12 protein-coding genes are annotated in these 13,846 nt (G+C 70.2%); 7 read left to right on the top strand and 5 right to left on the bottom strand.

All coding sequences use genetic code 11. From position 1 onward, the window contains the following. The first annotated feature begins 308 nt into the window (after positions 1–308). Together K7C98_RS36140 and K7C98_RS45215 are read left to right on the top strand one after the other, a co-directional pair. Positions 309–818, top strand: a complete 510-nt coding sequence (locus K7C98_RS36140; protein ID WP_224196430.1) for a hypothetical protein — start codon at positions 309–311, stop codon at positions 816–818. Between the two features lie 36 nt (positions 819–854). Next, entirely contained in the window at positions 855–1,589 is a 735-nt protein-coding gene (locus K7C98_RS45215; RefSeq protein ID WP_224196429.1) for a CPBP family intramembrane glutamic endopeptidase, read from the top strand. Between the two features lie 33 nt (positions 1,590–1,622). On the opposite strand, the gene K7C98_RS36130 is transcribed toward K7C98_RS45215, so the two are convergent. Next, positions 1,623–3,071: a serine/threonine-protein kinase gene (locus tag K7C98_RS36130; RefSeq protein WP_224196428.1), complete on the bottom strand. Its 1,449-nt coding sequence runs from the start codon at positions 3,069–3,071 to the stop codon at positions 1,623–1,625. 81 nt (positions 3,072–3,152) lie between these two features. Here K7C98_RS36130 and K7C98_RS36125 point away from each other — a divergent pair, with 81 nt between their 5' ends. Next, positions 3,153–3,980, top strand: a complete 828-nt coding sequence (locus K7C98_RS36125) for a hypothetical protein (protein WP_224196427.1) — start codon at positions 3,153–3,155, stop codon at positions 3,978–3,980. Positions 3,981–3,994: 14 nt separating this feature from the next. Further along, entirely contained in the window at positions 3,995–5,617 is a 1,623-nt protein-coding gene (locus K7C98_RS36120) for a hypothetical protein (RefSeq protein WP_224196426.1), read from the top strand. Positions 5,618–5,648: 31 nt separating this feature from the next. Here K7C98_RS36120 and K7C98_RS36115 read toward each other — a convergent pair whose 3' ends face one another. Next, positions 5,649–6,866 carry a hypothetical protein gene (locus K7C98_RS36115; RefSeq protein ID WP_224196425.1) on the bottom strand — a complete coding sequence of 406 codons (1,218 nt, stop codon included), beginning with the start codon at positions 6,864–6,866 and terminating at the stop codon, positions 5,649–5,651. Positions 6,867–7,067: 201 nt separating this feature from the next. Between K7C98_RS36115 and K7C98_RS36110 the strand changes: the two genes are divergently transcribed. Beyond that, the gene (locus K7C98_RS36110; RefSeq protein ID WP_224196424.1) at positions 7,068–8,681 is read left to right on the top strand and encodes a hypothetical protein; all 1,614 of its coding nucleotides are present in this window, start codon (positions 7,068–7,070) and stop codon (positions 8,679–8,681) included. A 12-nt stretch (positions 8,682–8,693) separates the two neighbouring features. Here K7C98_RS36110 and K7C98_RS36105 read toward each other — a convergent pair whose 3' ends face one another. Both K7C98_RS36105 and K7C98_RS36100 read right to left on the bottom strand, forming a co-directional pair. Beyond that, positions 8,694–9,806 (bottom strand): hypothetical protein, encoded by a 1,113-nt coding sequence (locus tag K7C98_RS36105; RefSeq protein WP_224196423.1) that lies wholly within the window; start codon positions 9,804–9,806, stop codon positions 8,694–8,696. Positions 9,807–10,143: 337 nt separating this feature from the next. Next, positions 10,144–10,704: a hypothetical protein gene (locus K7C98_RS36100; protein WP_224196422.1), complete on the bottom strand. Its 561-nt coding sequence runs from the start codon at positions 10,702–10,704 to the stop codon at positions 10,144–10,146. A gap of 268 nt (positions 10,705–10,972) precedes the next feature. Between K7C98_RS36100 and K7C98_RS36095 the strand changes: the two genes are divergently transcribed. Together K7C98_RS36095 and K7C98_RS36090 are read left to right on the top strand one after the other, a co-directional pair. After that, the gene (locus K7C98_RS36095) at positions 10,973–11,872 is read left to right on the top strand and encodes a DMT family transporter (RefSeq protein ID WP_224196421.1); all 900 of its coding nucleotides are present in this window, start codon (positions 10,973–10,975) and stop codon (positions 11,870–11,872) included. Positions 11,873–11,952: 80 nt separating this feature from the next. After that, the gene (locus K7C98_RS36090; RefSeq protein WP_224196420.1) at positions 11,953–12,498 is read left to right on the top strand and encodes a DUF924 family protein; all 546 of its coding nucleotides are present in this window, start codon (positions 11,953–11,955) and stop codon (positions 12,496–12,498) included. Positions 12,499–12,717: 219 nt separating this feature from the next. Here K7C98_RS36090 and K7C98_RS44160 read toward each other — a convergent pair whose 3' ends face one another. Then, positions 12,718–13,671, bottom strand: a complete 954-nt coding sequence (locus tag K7C98_RS44160; RefSeq protein WP_346660327.1) for a DUF1835 domain-containing protein — start codon at positions 13,669–13,671, stop codon at positions 12,718–12,720. Positions 13,672–13,846: the final 175 nt, after the last annotated feature.

Raw genomic sequence — 13,846 nt, 5'->3', positions numbered from 1 at the left:
GGAACATCGATCACGCGCCGTAGGTGTTACCGACGCCAATGTCCCTGGCGCCTCGATGCCGGTCCCGAATGCGGCGAGGTCGCTCGGCAAATACGTCGAGGTCACGATCACACCGACCGGTGGCAGCCCTGATCTCGCCCACCTGACCATCGGTCTCCGCGGTGGTTTACTACGTTGAGGTCTGGCCCGAGACCTGAGCGACCGAGCGGCGACGGGGGCGAAGGTCCACGTCCTCCAGCACATCGGCCCATGGGCCGCGCGTCCCTTCGCGCGTGGGCCCATGATACCGACGCTGTCGGAGGTAATCCATGTCTGTCGATCATTCGGTTCCGCCGCGTACCCATGTCGTCACCTCAGGCACCTTTGCCGCCGTCCCGCAGGGCTTCGAGGGCGGTGTGGGCAGTCTGCGCTATGTCATCAAGCCCGAGTTTCAAACAGTGCCCGCCGTCGGCGATGCGAGCCGGGTTCTATTCGCCGTTCCTCGGGGTCACGCCCTTCTCGACCTCGCGGCCGTCAACCTGGCCGACCTCGACCAGGCGACGCTCCAGCGGGATCTGGAGCTGGTCTCGGCCGCCGTCCTCGACCATTTCCCGGAGCTGTTGAAAATCGTGGCGGCGTTCGGTCCGCACGGGACGGACAGGCAGCAGGCCGAAGCGCTGGAGATCGCCGAACGCCTGAAGCTCACCGAGAGCGCGGCGGCGAAAGCCGGTGGCGGCTTGCTCGGGATGGTGGTGATCGTCGGGGCCTGCCTGTTCGCGTCGTGCTTCGCCACCTGCCCCCCGAAGGACGGCGGCGAGACGGTCCCGCCGGACAAGTGAGTTGCGACGTCGGCCATCATCCGGTAAGCCCGACGCGTGTCCAAGCGCGCTGGGCTCACGTTGACGATTATCGCGGCGCAGGTCGCGTACATCTTCAGTCTCCGGCGCTCGGGCCTGGATCCGGTGGATGATCCCCTTTTGCGGGGAGTCGTGATCCATGGGCCGATGCTGACCATCGCGGTTGTGGGGCTGGCGCTTGCCCTCCAAGGTGGGCTCTTCACCCGGGAGGAACTCGGGCTGCGGATGCCGGACTGGACGATGCTGCGCGGCCGTGTCGGCCAAGTGCTGCTCCTCGTGGCGATTTTCGTCGCGGGCGCGCTCATCGACATCGCCGGCCCGCTTGCGACCATGCTTTCGAAAGGCATGAGCTACGAAGAGATCGTCGATCATCTCCGGCGCCATGAGTATCGCTACGTCTACGGGCGGACTGAACCGCCCCTGTCGGTCTGGGACGTGGGTCTGGGGTCAATCAAGAAGATCGTCCTCCCGCCGCTGACGGAGGAGCTTCCCTATCGGGCGTTGCTCATCCCGATCCTGCTCTCGAAGATGTCGCGGGGCTGGGCCGCGTTGTTGTCTGGCCTGGTGTTTTTCCTCGTCCACTGGCTCGGCTACGGCTCCCAGCCGCATCCTGGCTACTTCCTGAGCGGGTGGGCCTTCGCCTGGGCGTTCATGCTGGTGGGCCTTCCCGGGTCCATTGCCGCGCATGCGGGTGAGAACTTCGGCGTGGTGGTGCTCGGGACCTTCGCCGCATTCGCCCGGTCGAGCGTGTGACGTGGTCCGTCTCTTTCCCGCCCCTCCCGTCAGCTACAGGTTCATCGGCCGCAGGCCGTCCGGCTCGCCTTGCAGGATGCGCGCGGCGCAGCGGTGCCAGGGGTCGTTGCGCTGCAGCGGTTCGAGGTCGACCTTCACGAGGCGGCGGTCGCGGATCTCGAACTGGACCATGCCCGAGGGCGCGTCCGGGCAGCGGCGCAGCCGGTCGCCGAGCGTGAGGTGTCGCCGCGGCGCGGGTGGAGGCGGCGGCGGCTCGACGCCGACGTCGGCGGGCGGCGCTTCGGGCTGGACGACCTCGATCGGCGCGGGGACGGGAGCCGGCGGCGATTCGTCGCCGAGGAGGATCCGTGACGGGGTGGGAACCGGCGCGGGCCACAAGATCACTGTGAGCCCGAGCAATGCGGTGAATGTGAGCAGCGGCCAGGCGAGCCGCAGCCACGGACGATTCGCGGGCGCCGGGGCGGCGACGGGCTGGGCGTCCGCATCGGCGGTGTCGATGCCGCCATCCAGAGAGACGGCCTCGGGCGGGCGAGCGGTGGCGACGTCGGGCAGCGGCTTCGACGGGGCGAGGACGCGCCGCAGCTCGCGCGCGAACGCCTGGGCCGAGTCGGGTCGCTGCGAGGGATCGACGCCGAGCGTCCGCAGCAGCACCAGCTCGAGCTCGGGCGGCAGGCGGATCCCGAACTCGGACGGCGGGAGCGGCGGCGCGCCGCCGGCGATCTCGACCTGCTGTTGCTGCGGGGTATGACCGGACCACGGAATGCGGGCAGTGATCAATTTGTAAAGCGTGACGCCGAGCGCGAACACCTCGGAGGCCTCGGTGAACGGCGAGGTCGTGATCTTCTGCCCGACCTGCGCGTAGACCTCGGGCGCGCAATACCCCGGAGTGTGGGCGATCCACGCGGTGGGCTCGGCGAGCTGCGAGACGATCGGCGCGGCGAGCGGTCGCTGGCGCACGAGGCCGAGGTCGATGAGCACGACCCGCTCGTCCTCGCCGTCGCCGATGACCATGAAGTTGTCGGGCTTGATGTCACGATGAAACCACCCGGCGGCGTGCAGGCCGGCGACCGCGTCGGCGGCCTTGGCCATCAGCTCGACGGCGCGGCGCCAGTACATCGGCCGGCCGTCGGCGAGGGCCTGCAGGCTCTTGCCCTCGAGCCACTCCATGACGAGGTACTCGACCTTGGCCTCGAGGCGGAAGTCGAGCACGCGCACGACGTGAGGGTCGCGCAGGCGAAAGCCGAGGATGGCCTCGGTCTTGAAGTGGGCGAACAGGTAATCGTCGTTACGCGAGGGGTCGTCGCCGGGCTCGCTCGCACCCTCGTCGGCCGGGCGTCGCACCTTCACGGCGACCGGCGTCTCGAGCTCCTCGTGCCAGCCCTCGTAGAGGTCGGCGAACCCGCCGGCCGCGACGTGCCGCTTGATCCGGTACACGCCCCCCAGGGTCTTGCCCACGAGCGCCTTCGGATCCGGCTTGACCATGTCATGTCGTACCACGAGGCCCGCGGTTCCTGGTATACGGGGCAGGCCGCATCACGGAGCGAAAAGACGATGTACACGCACATGTTGCTCGTCGCGCTGAGCGGCGAGCCGACCTGTCCCGAAGTTTTAGTGCCGGTCTGCCGGGCGCTGGCCGCCGGTCGCCCGCTCGAGGCCGCCGAGCTCGCCGAGCCGATCGCCCGCGACGCGTTCGCGGCGCCGCAGAACCGCCGGGCCGCGGCGGCGATCGCCGTGGGGGCCTGGATCGACGAGGGCTCGCCCGCGGCCCGCTGCAAGGCCAAGGCGCTGCTCACCGACTACTTCGCGGCGCCCAACCTGCCGCGCACGCCGGCGCTCGAGCGCCGCCGCACCGAGCTGGCCCTGGACGACTGCGAATCACACCTCGCACCGAACGCGACGCCGGCGTCGCCCCCGCCGCAGCCGGAGACAGTCGCCGCCGCGACGACGCCTGAAGGGCCGAAGTCGGCTGCGGCAGAAGGGGGGCCGCCGCCGCCGCCGGTGACGAGGACGCCACCCGTGCCCCGCAGGGCGCAGATCTCCGACTCGAGCCGACTCGCCCTCGGCGGCGCGCTGGTCGGCGTCGGCGTCGGCTTCGGCGCGGTCACCATCGGCGCACTGGCGGTGCTCGGGCACGAGATGGGCGTCGGCCGCGACCTCGTGGCCCGCGCGGAGGATGGCGACCGCAAGTGGACCGACTCGGAGGCGCAGCGCTTCGACGAGGCCGTCTCGCGCGCACGACAGGCGCGATGGGTCGCGCTGGGCGTGGGGCTCGCCGGCGCCGCGACGCTCGGGGTCGGCATCCCGCTGGTGGTCTCGGCCAGACGAGCGCTGCGTCTCCAGCCGTACATGCGCGGCGGCGCGGCCGGTGTCATCTTCAGCGGCGCGTTCTGAGAGGTGCCGAGGACATGTCCCGAAGAACACTTGTGCTCTCGCTCGTGACCGCGGGCTGCGTCGGCGACCTGGCGGCGCAGGGGTCGAAATATTATCCGGACGCGACGGACAGCGGCGGGGGCACGTCGACGGGCGCGCCGGCCGATACGAGCACGCCGGGGTCGGGGGACTCGGTGCAGACGGTCACGGGCGAGGTGCCGACGACGACCGCGGGGCCGGGCGAGCCGCCGAGCACGACGAGCGAGGAGCTGCCCGACGCGGGGCCGGAGATCGTCAGCTTCCTGTTCGAGCCTGCGGTGCTCAGCGAGGCCGGCTCGGCGCAGCCGGTGGCGGTGGTCAGCGCGGACGTGGTCGAGCTGACGCTCGAGCAGGGCGGGACGGAGGTGTGGTCGGGGCCGCCTCCGCTGATGTGGAGCTTCGCGGCGACGTCGTCAGCGGCGTCGGACGGCGAGTACACGTTCGTGCTGACCGCGCGTGACGGCGACGGGCAGGAGACGACGGCAGAGGCGAAGCTGTGGGTGTCGCTGCCGGCGTCGGGGACCGAGAGGTGCGTGTTCGAAGAGGACTCAGGCTCGGGCTGGTTGGCGGCCGTGGAGTACGGCAGCGAGGCGCTGGTGATCGCGGGCGCGCTGGCGAAGCCCGCCCTCGAGGCGACGCTGTGGCGGCTCGACCCGAACTCGTGTCAGCCGCAGGCGGGATATCCGTGGGCGATCTCCCAGTGGACGGCGTCGCCGCTGGTGACGCCGCCGTCGCAGGCGGTGGGGCTGGCGATCGATGAATTGGGCCGGATGGCGATCGCGGCGAACCTCGGCTCGGGGCTGGCGCGCCGGCCCTACGTGGCGGTGCTCTCGCCGCAGGGGGCGCTCGAGTGGGAGCACCTCGGGCCGGAGAAGGAGACTTACTCCGGGATCGCTGCGGCGCCCGGACGGATCGTGGTGGTCGGGGAGCGGCGGGTGAACGACATGCCGCCGCAGTACGACGGGCTGGTCGCGAGCTTCGACCTCGCGGGGACGGAGCTGTGGTCGGACACGCTGGCGGCGCCGCTGCCGGGGGATGACTGGAACGATCAGTTCAACACGTTCGACGAACATCCGCGCGGCGTGGCGTGGTCCGAGCAGGCCAATGCGGTGATGGTCGTCGGCGAGCGGCACGTGCTAGAGATGGGCGAGAAGGCGCGACTCCGCGCGTTCACCGTGCAGTACTCCCTCAACGGAGCGCTCCTTGCGGCTTGGAGCTCGCACGGCCTCGACTCCTCCGACGATGGCCTGGTGACCGTCACGCGTTGCGGTGAGGAGTTGGTGGCGGGGGGATGGGTTCAGAATGGGGAGAGCGCGCGAGCGCCGGCCACGCGATGGCTGGATCTCATGGGAAATGGCGAGAAGAAGCGCCGCATCGACGCGCTCGACGAGGCGGTGCTCCAGGGCCTCGCCTGTGACCGCGAGAAGAAGTTCACGGCGGCCATCAGTGATCCGCTAACAGCCTACGTGATCGGGTACCGCTCCAGCGACGATCCCTTCTTGTACAAGACGGAGCTACCTAGCGCGGCGTTGCGAGCCGCGAGCTGTGATCCACGTGGGTTCTGTGCCGCAGCGGGGCTGCAGGGCGAGCATGCGTGGGTGCGAGTGCATCACCCGTGAGGCCCAGACTCGAGGCGGCCGCTCGCCAGGTTCATTTCGGGATGAACTGATCGCACAGCGGCCCCAGTTCGCTGACGACGGCGCGGAAAAAATTTCCGTAGGACGGAGCGCAGATCGACTCGATCGTGCCGTGCTTGAGATAGTCTTCCATGAAGAGCCGCATGCGGTTGCCGTCGCCGGCGGGTTCGTCGGGGGCACAGAGGCCGGGTGAGATGTCCCGGTCTGAGGTGATGGCAAGCCCGATCACCGCGTCCTCATCGCCGCCCTTCGCGGCGTACAAGGCCTTGCGCCACTGGTAGGGGCCGCCGAGCGAGGCGTACTCGTAGGAATCCTGGATGATCACGAGCAGCAGCAGCGCGTCGTCCCGGAGAAAACCCTCGTTGCAGCCGCCGGGGCCGTTGAGATCGATGTCGGACTCGATGAGCGGCTTGCCGACGGCGGCGAGGATCGAGTCGAAGGGCTGGGGCGTGGCCACGGCGTAGCCGACGCGAGCGAGGCAGGTGAACGTCTCGACCAGATCTTCGTCCTCGTTGGTGATGTAGCGGCGGCCGCCCGCGAGGTCGCAGCGCCGGCCCGACGAGCCGATGCCGCTGCTGAAGGTCTCGCCGGAGCCCATGGTCGTGTCACACTCGTCGATCTTCGCGTTGCAGAGGTTCGGCTCGCCGAAGGGATCGCAGTCCTCGGGGTCCTGGCACTGCGAGCAGTCGCCCATGCCCCACACGAACGAGGAGTCGGTGACGAGGATGTGGAGGTCGAAGTCGCCGAGCTCGTCCTCGAGCGCCTGCGCGAACTCGGGGAAGGCCGCGATGAGCCGCGGCTGATAGTCTTTCATGAAATATTCGGTCGAGATGGCGAAGATGATGTCGATCTTGCCCTGGCAGCCGAGAGGAGCGACGTCGCCGAAGTCGGGCATCGGCGCGGCGCTCGTGCTGGTGTCGAGCGCGGTCGACGACGATGACTCGTCGGTGGTCGCGGTCGACGTGGAGGTCGACGTCGAGGTCGATGTCGATGTTGAGGAGGACGTCGATGTCGTCGTCGGACTCGCGTGACTCGTGACGACCTCGCTGCCGCCGCCGCCGAAGGGCGTCGCGTCGGCGGAGGCCGCGGCGTTGCAACCGGCGAGGCAGAGGAGGACGAGACCTGTGTGGCGCGACATCGCGCGTGAAGTTAACAGGCTTCGTGGCGCCAGGGCTACTCGTTTGAGATGCAAGCTCGAGCGCTCCGGTGTAGCTGCAAGGACCCTGAACATCAGTGCAAGGTGTTCGGCGCCCGTGTCGCCGCCGCTGCAATTGCATGCGCAACGGTGCGATCGATGCAACGCGATAGCGCTGCTACGACGTTGAACGGAGGGCGATCTCGAGGCGAGCGGCGCTCTCCTTGACGTTCGAAGTGCAGGCAGTATGGAGACGACTCCCTTGCCCGCGCGTCGGCGATCCACGGAGCCGAGGACATGTCCCGAAGAACACTCCTGCTCCTGCTCGCGGCCGCCGGCTGCCTCGGCGATCTCGTGGAAGACGGCGCGCAGCACTACCCGGACGGGACGGACAGCGCCGGGGGTTCGTCGACGACGGCGGGCACGCACACGGGCCCGGGCGACTCGGTGGAGACGGACACCGGCGAGGTGCCGACGACGACGCTCGGGCCGGGCAGCGCGGCGAGCACGACGGGCGAGGGTCCGCCCGACACGGGCCCGGTAATCGTGAGCTTCGCGTTCGAGCCGGAGGTGCTGCACGAGGCCGGCGCGGCGCAGCCGGTGGCGGTGGTCAGCGAGGACGTGGTCGAGCTGTCGCTGCAGCTCGAAGGGGTGGAGAAGTGGGCGGGTCCACCGCCGGCGATCGCGTGGGCGTTCGAGGCGACGTCGTCGGCGTCGGACGGCGAGTACACGTTCGTGCTCGTCGCCCGCGACGCCGAGGGAGAGGAGGCGGCGGCGGAGGCGAAGCTGTGGGTGTCGCTGCCGGCGTCGGGGACGGAGAAGTGTCAGTTCGAGGAGGACGCGGGCTCGGGCTGGCTGGCGGCGGCCGAGTACGGCGACGAGGCGCTGGTGGTCGCGGGTGCGCTGGCGAAGCCCGCGCTCGAGGCGACGGTGTGGCGGCTCGACCCCGACTCGTGTCAGCCGCAGGCCGGGTACCCGTGGGCGATCTCCCAGTGGACGGAGGCGCCGCTGGTGGGGCCGCCGTCCCAGGCGGTGGGGCTGGCGACCGACGAGCTCGGGCGCATGGCGATCGCCGCGAACCTCGGCTCGGGCCTGACGCGCCGGCCGTACGTGGCGGTTCTCACACCGCAGGGGGCGCTCGAGTGGGAGGTCGTCGGCCCGGTGGGGCAGACGTACAGCGGGATCGCTGCCGTGCCGGGCGGGGTCGTGGTGGTCGGCGAGCAGCTGGTGAACGAGGCGCCGCCGCAGTACGACGGGCTGGTCGAGAGCTTCGACCTCGAGGGGACGAAGCTGTGGACGGACTCGCTGGCGGCGCCGCTGCCGGGCGACGACTGGGACGACGGCCTCAACGTCCTCGACGAGCACCCGCGCGGGGTGGTTTGGTCCGAGCAGGCCAAGACGGTGATGGTCGTCGGCGAGCGGTATGTCAAAGCCGAGAACAACAAGACGCGACTGCGCGCCTTCTCGGTGCAGTACTCGATCAGCGGTTCACTGACGACGGCCTGGACCTCGGCCGGCCTCGATTCGACCGACGACGGGCTGGTGACGGTCACGCGCTGCGGCGAGGAGCTCGTCGCGGGCGGATGGATTCAGAACGAGCAGAGTGCGCGAGCGTCCGCCACGCGTTGGCTGGATCTCGCGGGGAACGGCGAGAAAAAGCGCCGTCTCGACGCGCTCGACGAGGCGCTGACGCAGGGGCTCGCCTGTGACCGCGAGGAGAAGTTCACGGCGGCGATCAGCGATCCCCTCACCGCCTACGCGGTCGGCTATCGCACGAGCGACGATCCTTTCCTGTACAAGCTGGAGCTCCCGAGCGCGTCGTTGCGAGCCGCGAGCTGTGATTCGCGTGGATTCTGCGCGGTGGCGGGGCTGCAGGGCGCTCACCCGTGGCTGAGAGTGCACCACCCGTGAGGCCCGTCCGGCTCACTTCGGGATGAACTGATTGCACAGAGGGGCGAGTTCGGCTGCGACGTTTTTAAAAAAGGCGCCATACGACGGGGCGCAGATCGATTCGATCGTGCCGTGTTTGATGTAGTCTTCGATGAAGAGCCGCGTCCGGTTGGTCCCACTGGCAGGTGCGCCGGGATTGCAGAGATTGGGCGAGATGTCGTTGTCGGCGGTGATGGCGAGCGCGAACACTGCGTCCTCGTCGCCGCCCTTCGCGGCGTACAGGGCTTTTGTCCACTGGTAAGGGCCGCCGAGCGAGTACTGTTCGTACTGGTTCTGAATGATCACGAGCAGCAGCAGCGCGTCGTCGCGGAGGAAGCCCTCGTTGCAACCGCCCGGACCGTTGAGGTCGATGTCCTCGCCGAGCAGCGGCGGGCCGACGATCTGGAGGAGCGCGTCGAAGGTCAGGGGAGTGGAGCCGGCGTAGCCGACGCGGGCGAGGCACTCGAAGGCGGCCCCGAGGTCGGGCTCCTCGCTGGTGATGTAGCGGTGGCCGCCGGCGAGCTTGCAGCGACGACCGGACGAGCCGAGCTCGTGGGCGAAGGTCGCGCCGGAGCCCAGGGTGTAGTCGCACTCGTCGATGGTGGCGCCGCACAGGTCGGGCACGCCGTTCGGGTCGCAGTCGGCGGGGTCCTGACAGATCGAGCAGTCGTCCATCGACCAGGTGTAGGTGGAGTCGGTGACGAGGATGTGGAGGTCGAAGTCGCCGAGCTCCTCCTCGAGCGCCTGCGTGAACTCGGGGAAGGCGGCGATGAGCCGGGGCTGGTGGTCCTTCATGAACCACTCGGTGGAGATGGCGAAGATGATGTCGATCTTGCCCTTGCAACCGAGGGGGGCGCCGTCGCCGAAGTCGGGGAGCTGCGGGGGGCCGGTGCTGACGTCGAGGGAAGTCGAGGACGACAGGTCGCCGGCCGTCGACGACGAGGTCGTCGAGGTCGTCGAGGTCGACGAGGAGGTCGACGAGGAGGTCGTCGTCGTGCTGCTCGCCGGGGGCTCGCCACCGGCGCCGCCGAAGGGCGTCGAATCAGCAGGCCCCGCTCCGCCGCAGCCGGCGAGGCAGAGAAGGACGAAAGTAGTGTGGCGCGACATCGCGCCTGACACTATCAGGCTTTTCGGCCGCAAATCTACTGATTTGACATACGAGATTCGCTGAACATCAGTGCACGTGGCGACGGCAGCCGCGCCGACGCGCTATGCATTTGCATGCGCAAGGAAAAAATGTCGGTCCAACGCGGTAGAGGGCTACATTCTTGAAGGTGTCGGCGATCGAGCCGGAGGGCGCTATCAACTTGAATGATGGTTGCACAGAGGCACGTCGATTGAAGGAAGGACATGAGACTCCTGGCCACCTTCACGTGATCGCTAACATCAGGTCAATCAGCAACACGACGACAAAATCGCTCGTCGCCAGCCACGAGCTTGCGGCTCAATCGCAAGCCTTTGACTGCGCCTCGCACTCGTCCCCGGCCGGGAGCATGGTGCCAGCGAGGGTCTGCAGGAAGCACGCAAGGCAATCGTCCGTGCCGTTCAGGCACTTCCACTCCGCCGTCGCCTCGCACTTGGTCCGGGCACACTCCTGCAGGTCGTGCAGCTTGAGCAATTCAGCGTTGGACAGCTGCTCGAGGCAACTGGTGAGACACTCGTCCAGCGGGTACTCGGGCGGGGTGGGTTCCGGAACCTGGATCATGCAGTTGACGGTGCAATGCATACCGTCACGACACGTCACCGGCCCCTCGGCGCCGGTGGTCGTGATGTCGTCGGCCGCGGTGGTCGTGTGCCCCGTCGGGGGCGCCTCGGCCGTCGTCGTCGGTGCGTCGGCCGACGTCGTCCCGCCGGCCGCAGTGCCCGACGTGCTGGACGGCGAGGGCCCCGCGGTGTCGGAGGACGTGGATTGCGACTCACAATCGCCGATACAGTGTTCGGACGCGTTGCAGCCGGCCAGCGGCGTGCTCGCCAGGATGAAGCAGAAAGTCAGGCGGTGGAGCATGGTGAGTCTGTGCCCGGAGCCTCCGACTTCCGTTCGCCAATTTTCGCCGCCCCTTCCTGCGTCTCGGGACCTCGAGTGTGGCCCTCCCTGGCGTCGGGGTTTTCCCTATGCTATCGCCCAAAGCACCGAGGCGCTCACGGAGTGGGCTCCGGGCCCTCGACCAAAACGAATCGAACGATGACCCCGGGCTGGCGATGAGCGCGAGACGTCGCTGCACGGCAGACTCGCCCGGTGCATCCGGTCGCGTCGCTCGCATACACTCGCGGCGGTGACGGACCACCTCGGCGAGCTCGCGGCGCTCGGAACGGCCGTGTGCTGGGCCCTCGGGTCGCTCGCGTTCACGCGGGCGGGGCGGCGGATCGGCAGCCTGCCGCTGAACGTCATCCGTCTCGCGCTCGCGCTGGTGTTCGCGGCGCTCGCCGGGCTCGTGCTGCGCGGGCGGCCGTGGCCGAGCGATGCGACGGCGGAGCAGTGGTGGTGGCTCGGGCTGTCGGGGTTCCTCGGCTACTTCCTCGGCGACCTGTGCCAGTTCCGGGCGTTCATCGAGATCGGGCCGCGCCTCACGCTGCTGATCATGGCGCTGGCTCCGCCGCTGACGGCGGTGATCGACCTGGTGGCGCTCGACCAGCGGCTCAGCCTGCTGTCGGTCGCGGGCATGGCGACGACGCTCGCAGGTGTCGCTTGGGTCCTGTCTGAAAGGACACCTGCGGGGGCGACCCCGGGGCCGGCGTCGCCGCGGCTGCGGGGGATCTTGCTCGGCCTCGGGGGCGCGCTCGGGCAGGCGGTCGGGCTGGTGCTGAGCAAGCGCGGGATGATCGGCTACGAGCCGCTGCAGGGGGCGCAGATCCGGATGATCGTCGGCCTGGCCTGCTTCGTCGCGCTGGTGCTGGCGACGGGGACGACGTCGCGGCTGCGGGCGGGGCTGCGCGACCGGGGGGCGCTGGGCTACGCGACGGTGGGGGCGATGCTGGGGCCGTTTCTCGGCGTGTCGCTGGCCCTGTTCGCGCTGCAGCGGACGTCGGCCGGGGTCGCGGCCAGCCTCCTCAGCACCTCGCCGATCTTCATCATCCCCCTGGCGACGCGGCTCGAGGGGGAGCGGGTCGGTCTGCGCGGGCTCCTGGGGGCCCTGGTGGCGGTCACGGGCGTGGCGCTGCTGTTCGCGGGCTGAGGCCGGCATGCGCCGACCTCCCGTCGCCGAGGCCGCCGGGGGCATTGCCGTTCGGCCGTTCAGCGCCCAAATTCCTGCTTATGAGCACCCCCGACGCTGTCCTCGAGTTCTGGTTCTCGCCGCGGGTCCGGCCGAAGTGGTTCGTCCGCTCCGACGAGCTCGACCACGAGATCCGCGAGACATTCGGCGAGCTGCACGCGCGCGCGGCGGCCGGCGCGCTCGACGGCTGGGCCGCGAGCCCCCGCGGGGCGCTGGCTCTGGTGATCCTCCTCGATCAGTTCCCCCGCAACATGTTCCGCGGCACCGCCGAGGCGTTCGCCTCCGACGCGAAGGCCCGCGAGATCGCCAAGCTCGCGCTGGAGGCCGGGCTCGACCACGACCTGTCCCAGGAGGAGCGGCTGTTCCTCTACCTGCCGCTCGAACACAGCGAGGATCTCGCCGACCAGGAGCGCTGCGTCGAGCTGATGCGCGCGCTCGACGAGACGCCGCTCTGGCACGACTACGCGGTCCGCCACCGCGACATCATCGCCCGCTTCGGCCGCTTCCCCCACCGCAACGCGATCCTCGGGCGCGACAGCACGGCCGAGGAGTGCGAGTTCCTGATGCAGCCGGGCTCGTCGTTCTGAGGGCCGGCGCGGGGAGGCCGGGGTGGGGCGAGCTGCCGCGAGCGCGGGCGGCGTCCGAGCGGGCAGGGCGGGACGAGCTGCCGCGAGGGCCGCGACGGCCCGGGCGAGCTGCTGCGAGCGCGGGGGCGATTCGAGCGCGGGAGGCCAGGACATGCGCTGCGAGACATGCCCTTTTGAGCATGCTCCTCCGAGCGTGCTCGAAAAGTTATGTCCGATCGGTCATGCCCACTGGGTCACGCGGCCGGTCTCGCCGTCCCAGCACCACGGGGTGGCGGCGTCGAGGATCGCGCCGCCGAGCCAGCGGGCCGGGGTGGCCCAGCGCGCGCGACCGGCGAGGGTCGCCAGGCCGACCTCGGTGATCTCGGCGGTCAGCCCGGGCGGGGCGGCGCCGGTGAGCGTGACCAGCGGGGCGTCGCCGCCGGCCAGCCGGCGCAGGCGCGCGACCACCTGCAGGTCGGTCAGCCACGGGCGGGTCTCGACGCGGGCGCAGGCCGACAGCAGCGCGCCGACGTCGCGGGGGCCGTCGGCCAGGGCGTCGAGCAGCTGGCGCTCGCTGCGGGCCAGGCCGTCGTCACGACCTGGCCATTCGGCCAGGTGAAGCACCAGCGAGGCGCGCAGGGCCGGCCAGGCGACGAACGCCGCGACGTCGTCGACCAGCGCCTGCAGCCGCGTGGGAGCGGGCGCCCGGTAGGCGTCCCAGGCCTGGACCGCCAGGGCGATCGCGGCGGAGTCGACGGGCTGGCGGGCCGCGAACGCGCGCGGCAAGGCGGCCTCGCCGAGCTCGCCGACGCTGCAGCCGGGCCGCTCCGGATCGTCCTCGGCGGTCACCCACGACAGCCGCGCGCCGGCGGGGCCGAGCCGCGCGATCAGGGCGAGGGCGATCGCCTGGCAGAACCATTCGTTACCTGTCCACAAGACCAGCTCGTCGCGCGCGGCCGCGGCCGTCAGCGCCTCGTCCTGGGCCCGCAAGGCGTCGGCGATCTGCGGGGCGGCTGCGGGATCGCCGGTGTGCTCGGCCAGCCAGTCGGCGCGGGCGCGGCGGAAGGCGTGGTCGTCGGCGGCGAGGACAGGGCCGTCGCACAGGACCTCCGACCACTCGAGCCGCTCGCCGGGGACGCCGGCCTCGGCGAGCCGGGCCAGCAGCAGGGATCCGCCATGAACGTGAATCGGCACGCGCGCAGCATAATGAAATCCGGGGCCGGCGCCCACCCTGCGATCGGCCCGTTCGCTGCCCCGGCGAGGTGGCCGGCGGCGCTGCTGGTGCCGCTTGCGAGGCTCGCGGGGGCTCTCCGCGGTCGGTGCATGCGCACCGAACTCGAGCCGGGCTGTCAGCGCGGGCCCGGCCGGT

Source organism: Nannocystis pusilla, from assembly GCF_020073745.1.
Classification (GTDB): domain Bacteria; phylum Myxococcota_A; class Polyangia; order Nannocystales; family Nannocystaceae; genus Nannocystis; species Nannocystis radixulma.
The sequence above is the reverse complement of the archived record's forward strand: the minus strand, read 5'-3'. Positions and strand labels throughout refer to the sequence as shown.

Excerpts from the sequence above, each read along its gene's own strand:
- K7C98_RS36140 (WP_224196430.1), top strand. The coding sequence starts at position 309 with ATGTCTGTCGATCATTCGGTTCCGCCGCGTACCCATGTCGTCACCTCA.
- K7C98_RS36130 (WP_224196428.1), bottom strand. The coding sequence starts at position 3,071 with ATGGTCAAGCCGGATCCGAAGGCGCTCGTGGGCAAGACCCTGGGGGGC.
- K7C98_RS36125 (WP_224196427.1), top strand. The coding sequence starts at position 3,153 with ATGTTGCTCGTCGCGCTGAGCGGCGAGCCGACCTGTCCCGAAGTTTTA.
- K7C98_RS36120 (WP_224196426.1), top strand. The coding sequence starts at position 3,995 with ATGTCCCGAAGAACACTTGTGCTCTCGCTCGTGACCGCGGGCTGCGTC.
- K7C98_RS36115 (WP_224196425.1), bottom strand. The coding sequence starts at position 6,866 with ATGTTCAGGGTCCTTGCAGCTACACCGGAGCGCTCGAGCTTGCATCTC.
- K7C98_RS36110 (WP_224196424.1), top strand. The coding sequence starts at position 7,068 with ATGTCCCGAAGAACACTCCTGCTCCTGCTCGCGGCCGCCGGCTGCCTC.
- K7C98_RS36105 (WP_224196423.1), bottom strand. The coding sequence starts at position 9,806 with ATGTCGCGCCACACTACTTTCGTCCTTCTCTGCCTCGCCGGCTGCGGC.
- K7C98_RS36100 (WP_224196422.1), bottom strand. The coding sequence starts at position 10,704 with ATGCTCCACCGCCTGACTTTCTGCTTCATCCTGGCGAGCACGCCGCTG.
- K7C98_RS36090 (WP_224196420.1), top strand. The coding sequence starts at position 11,953 with ATGAGCACCCCCGACGCTGTCCTCGAGTTCTGGTTCTCGCCGCGGGTC.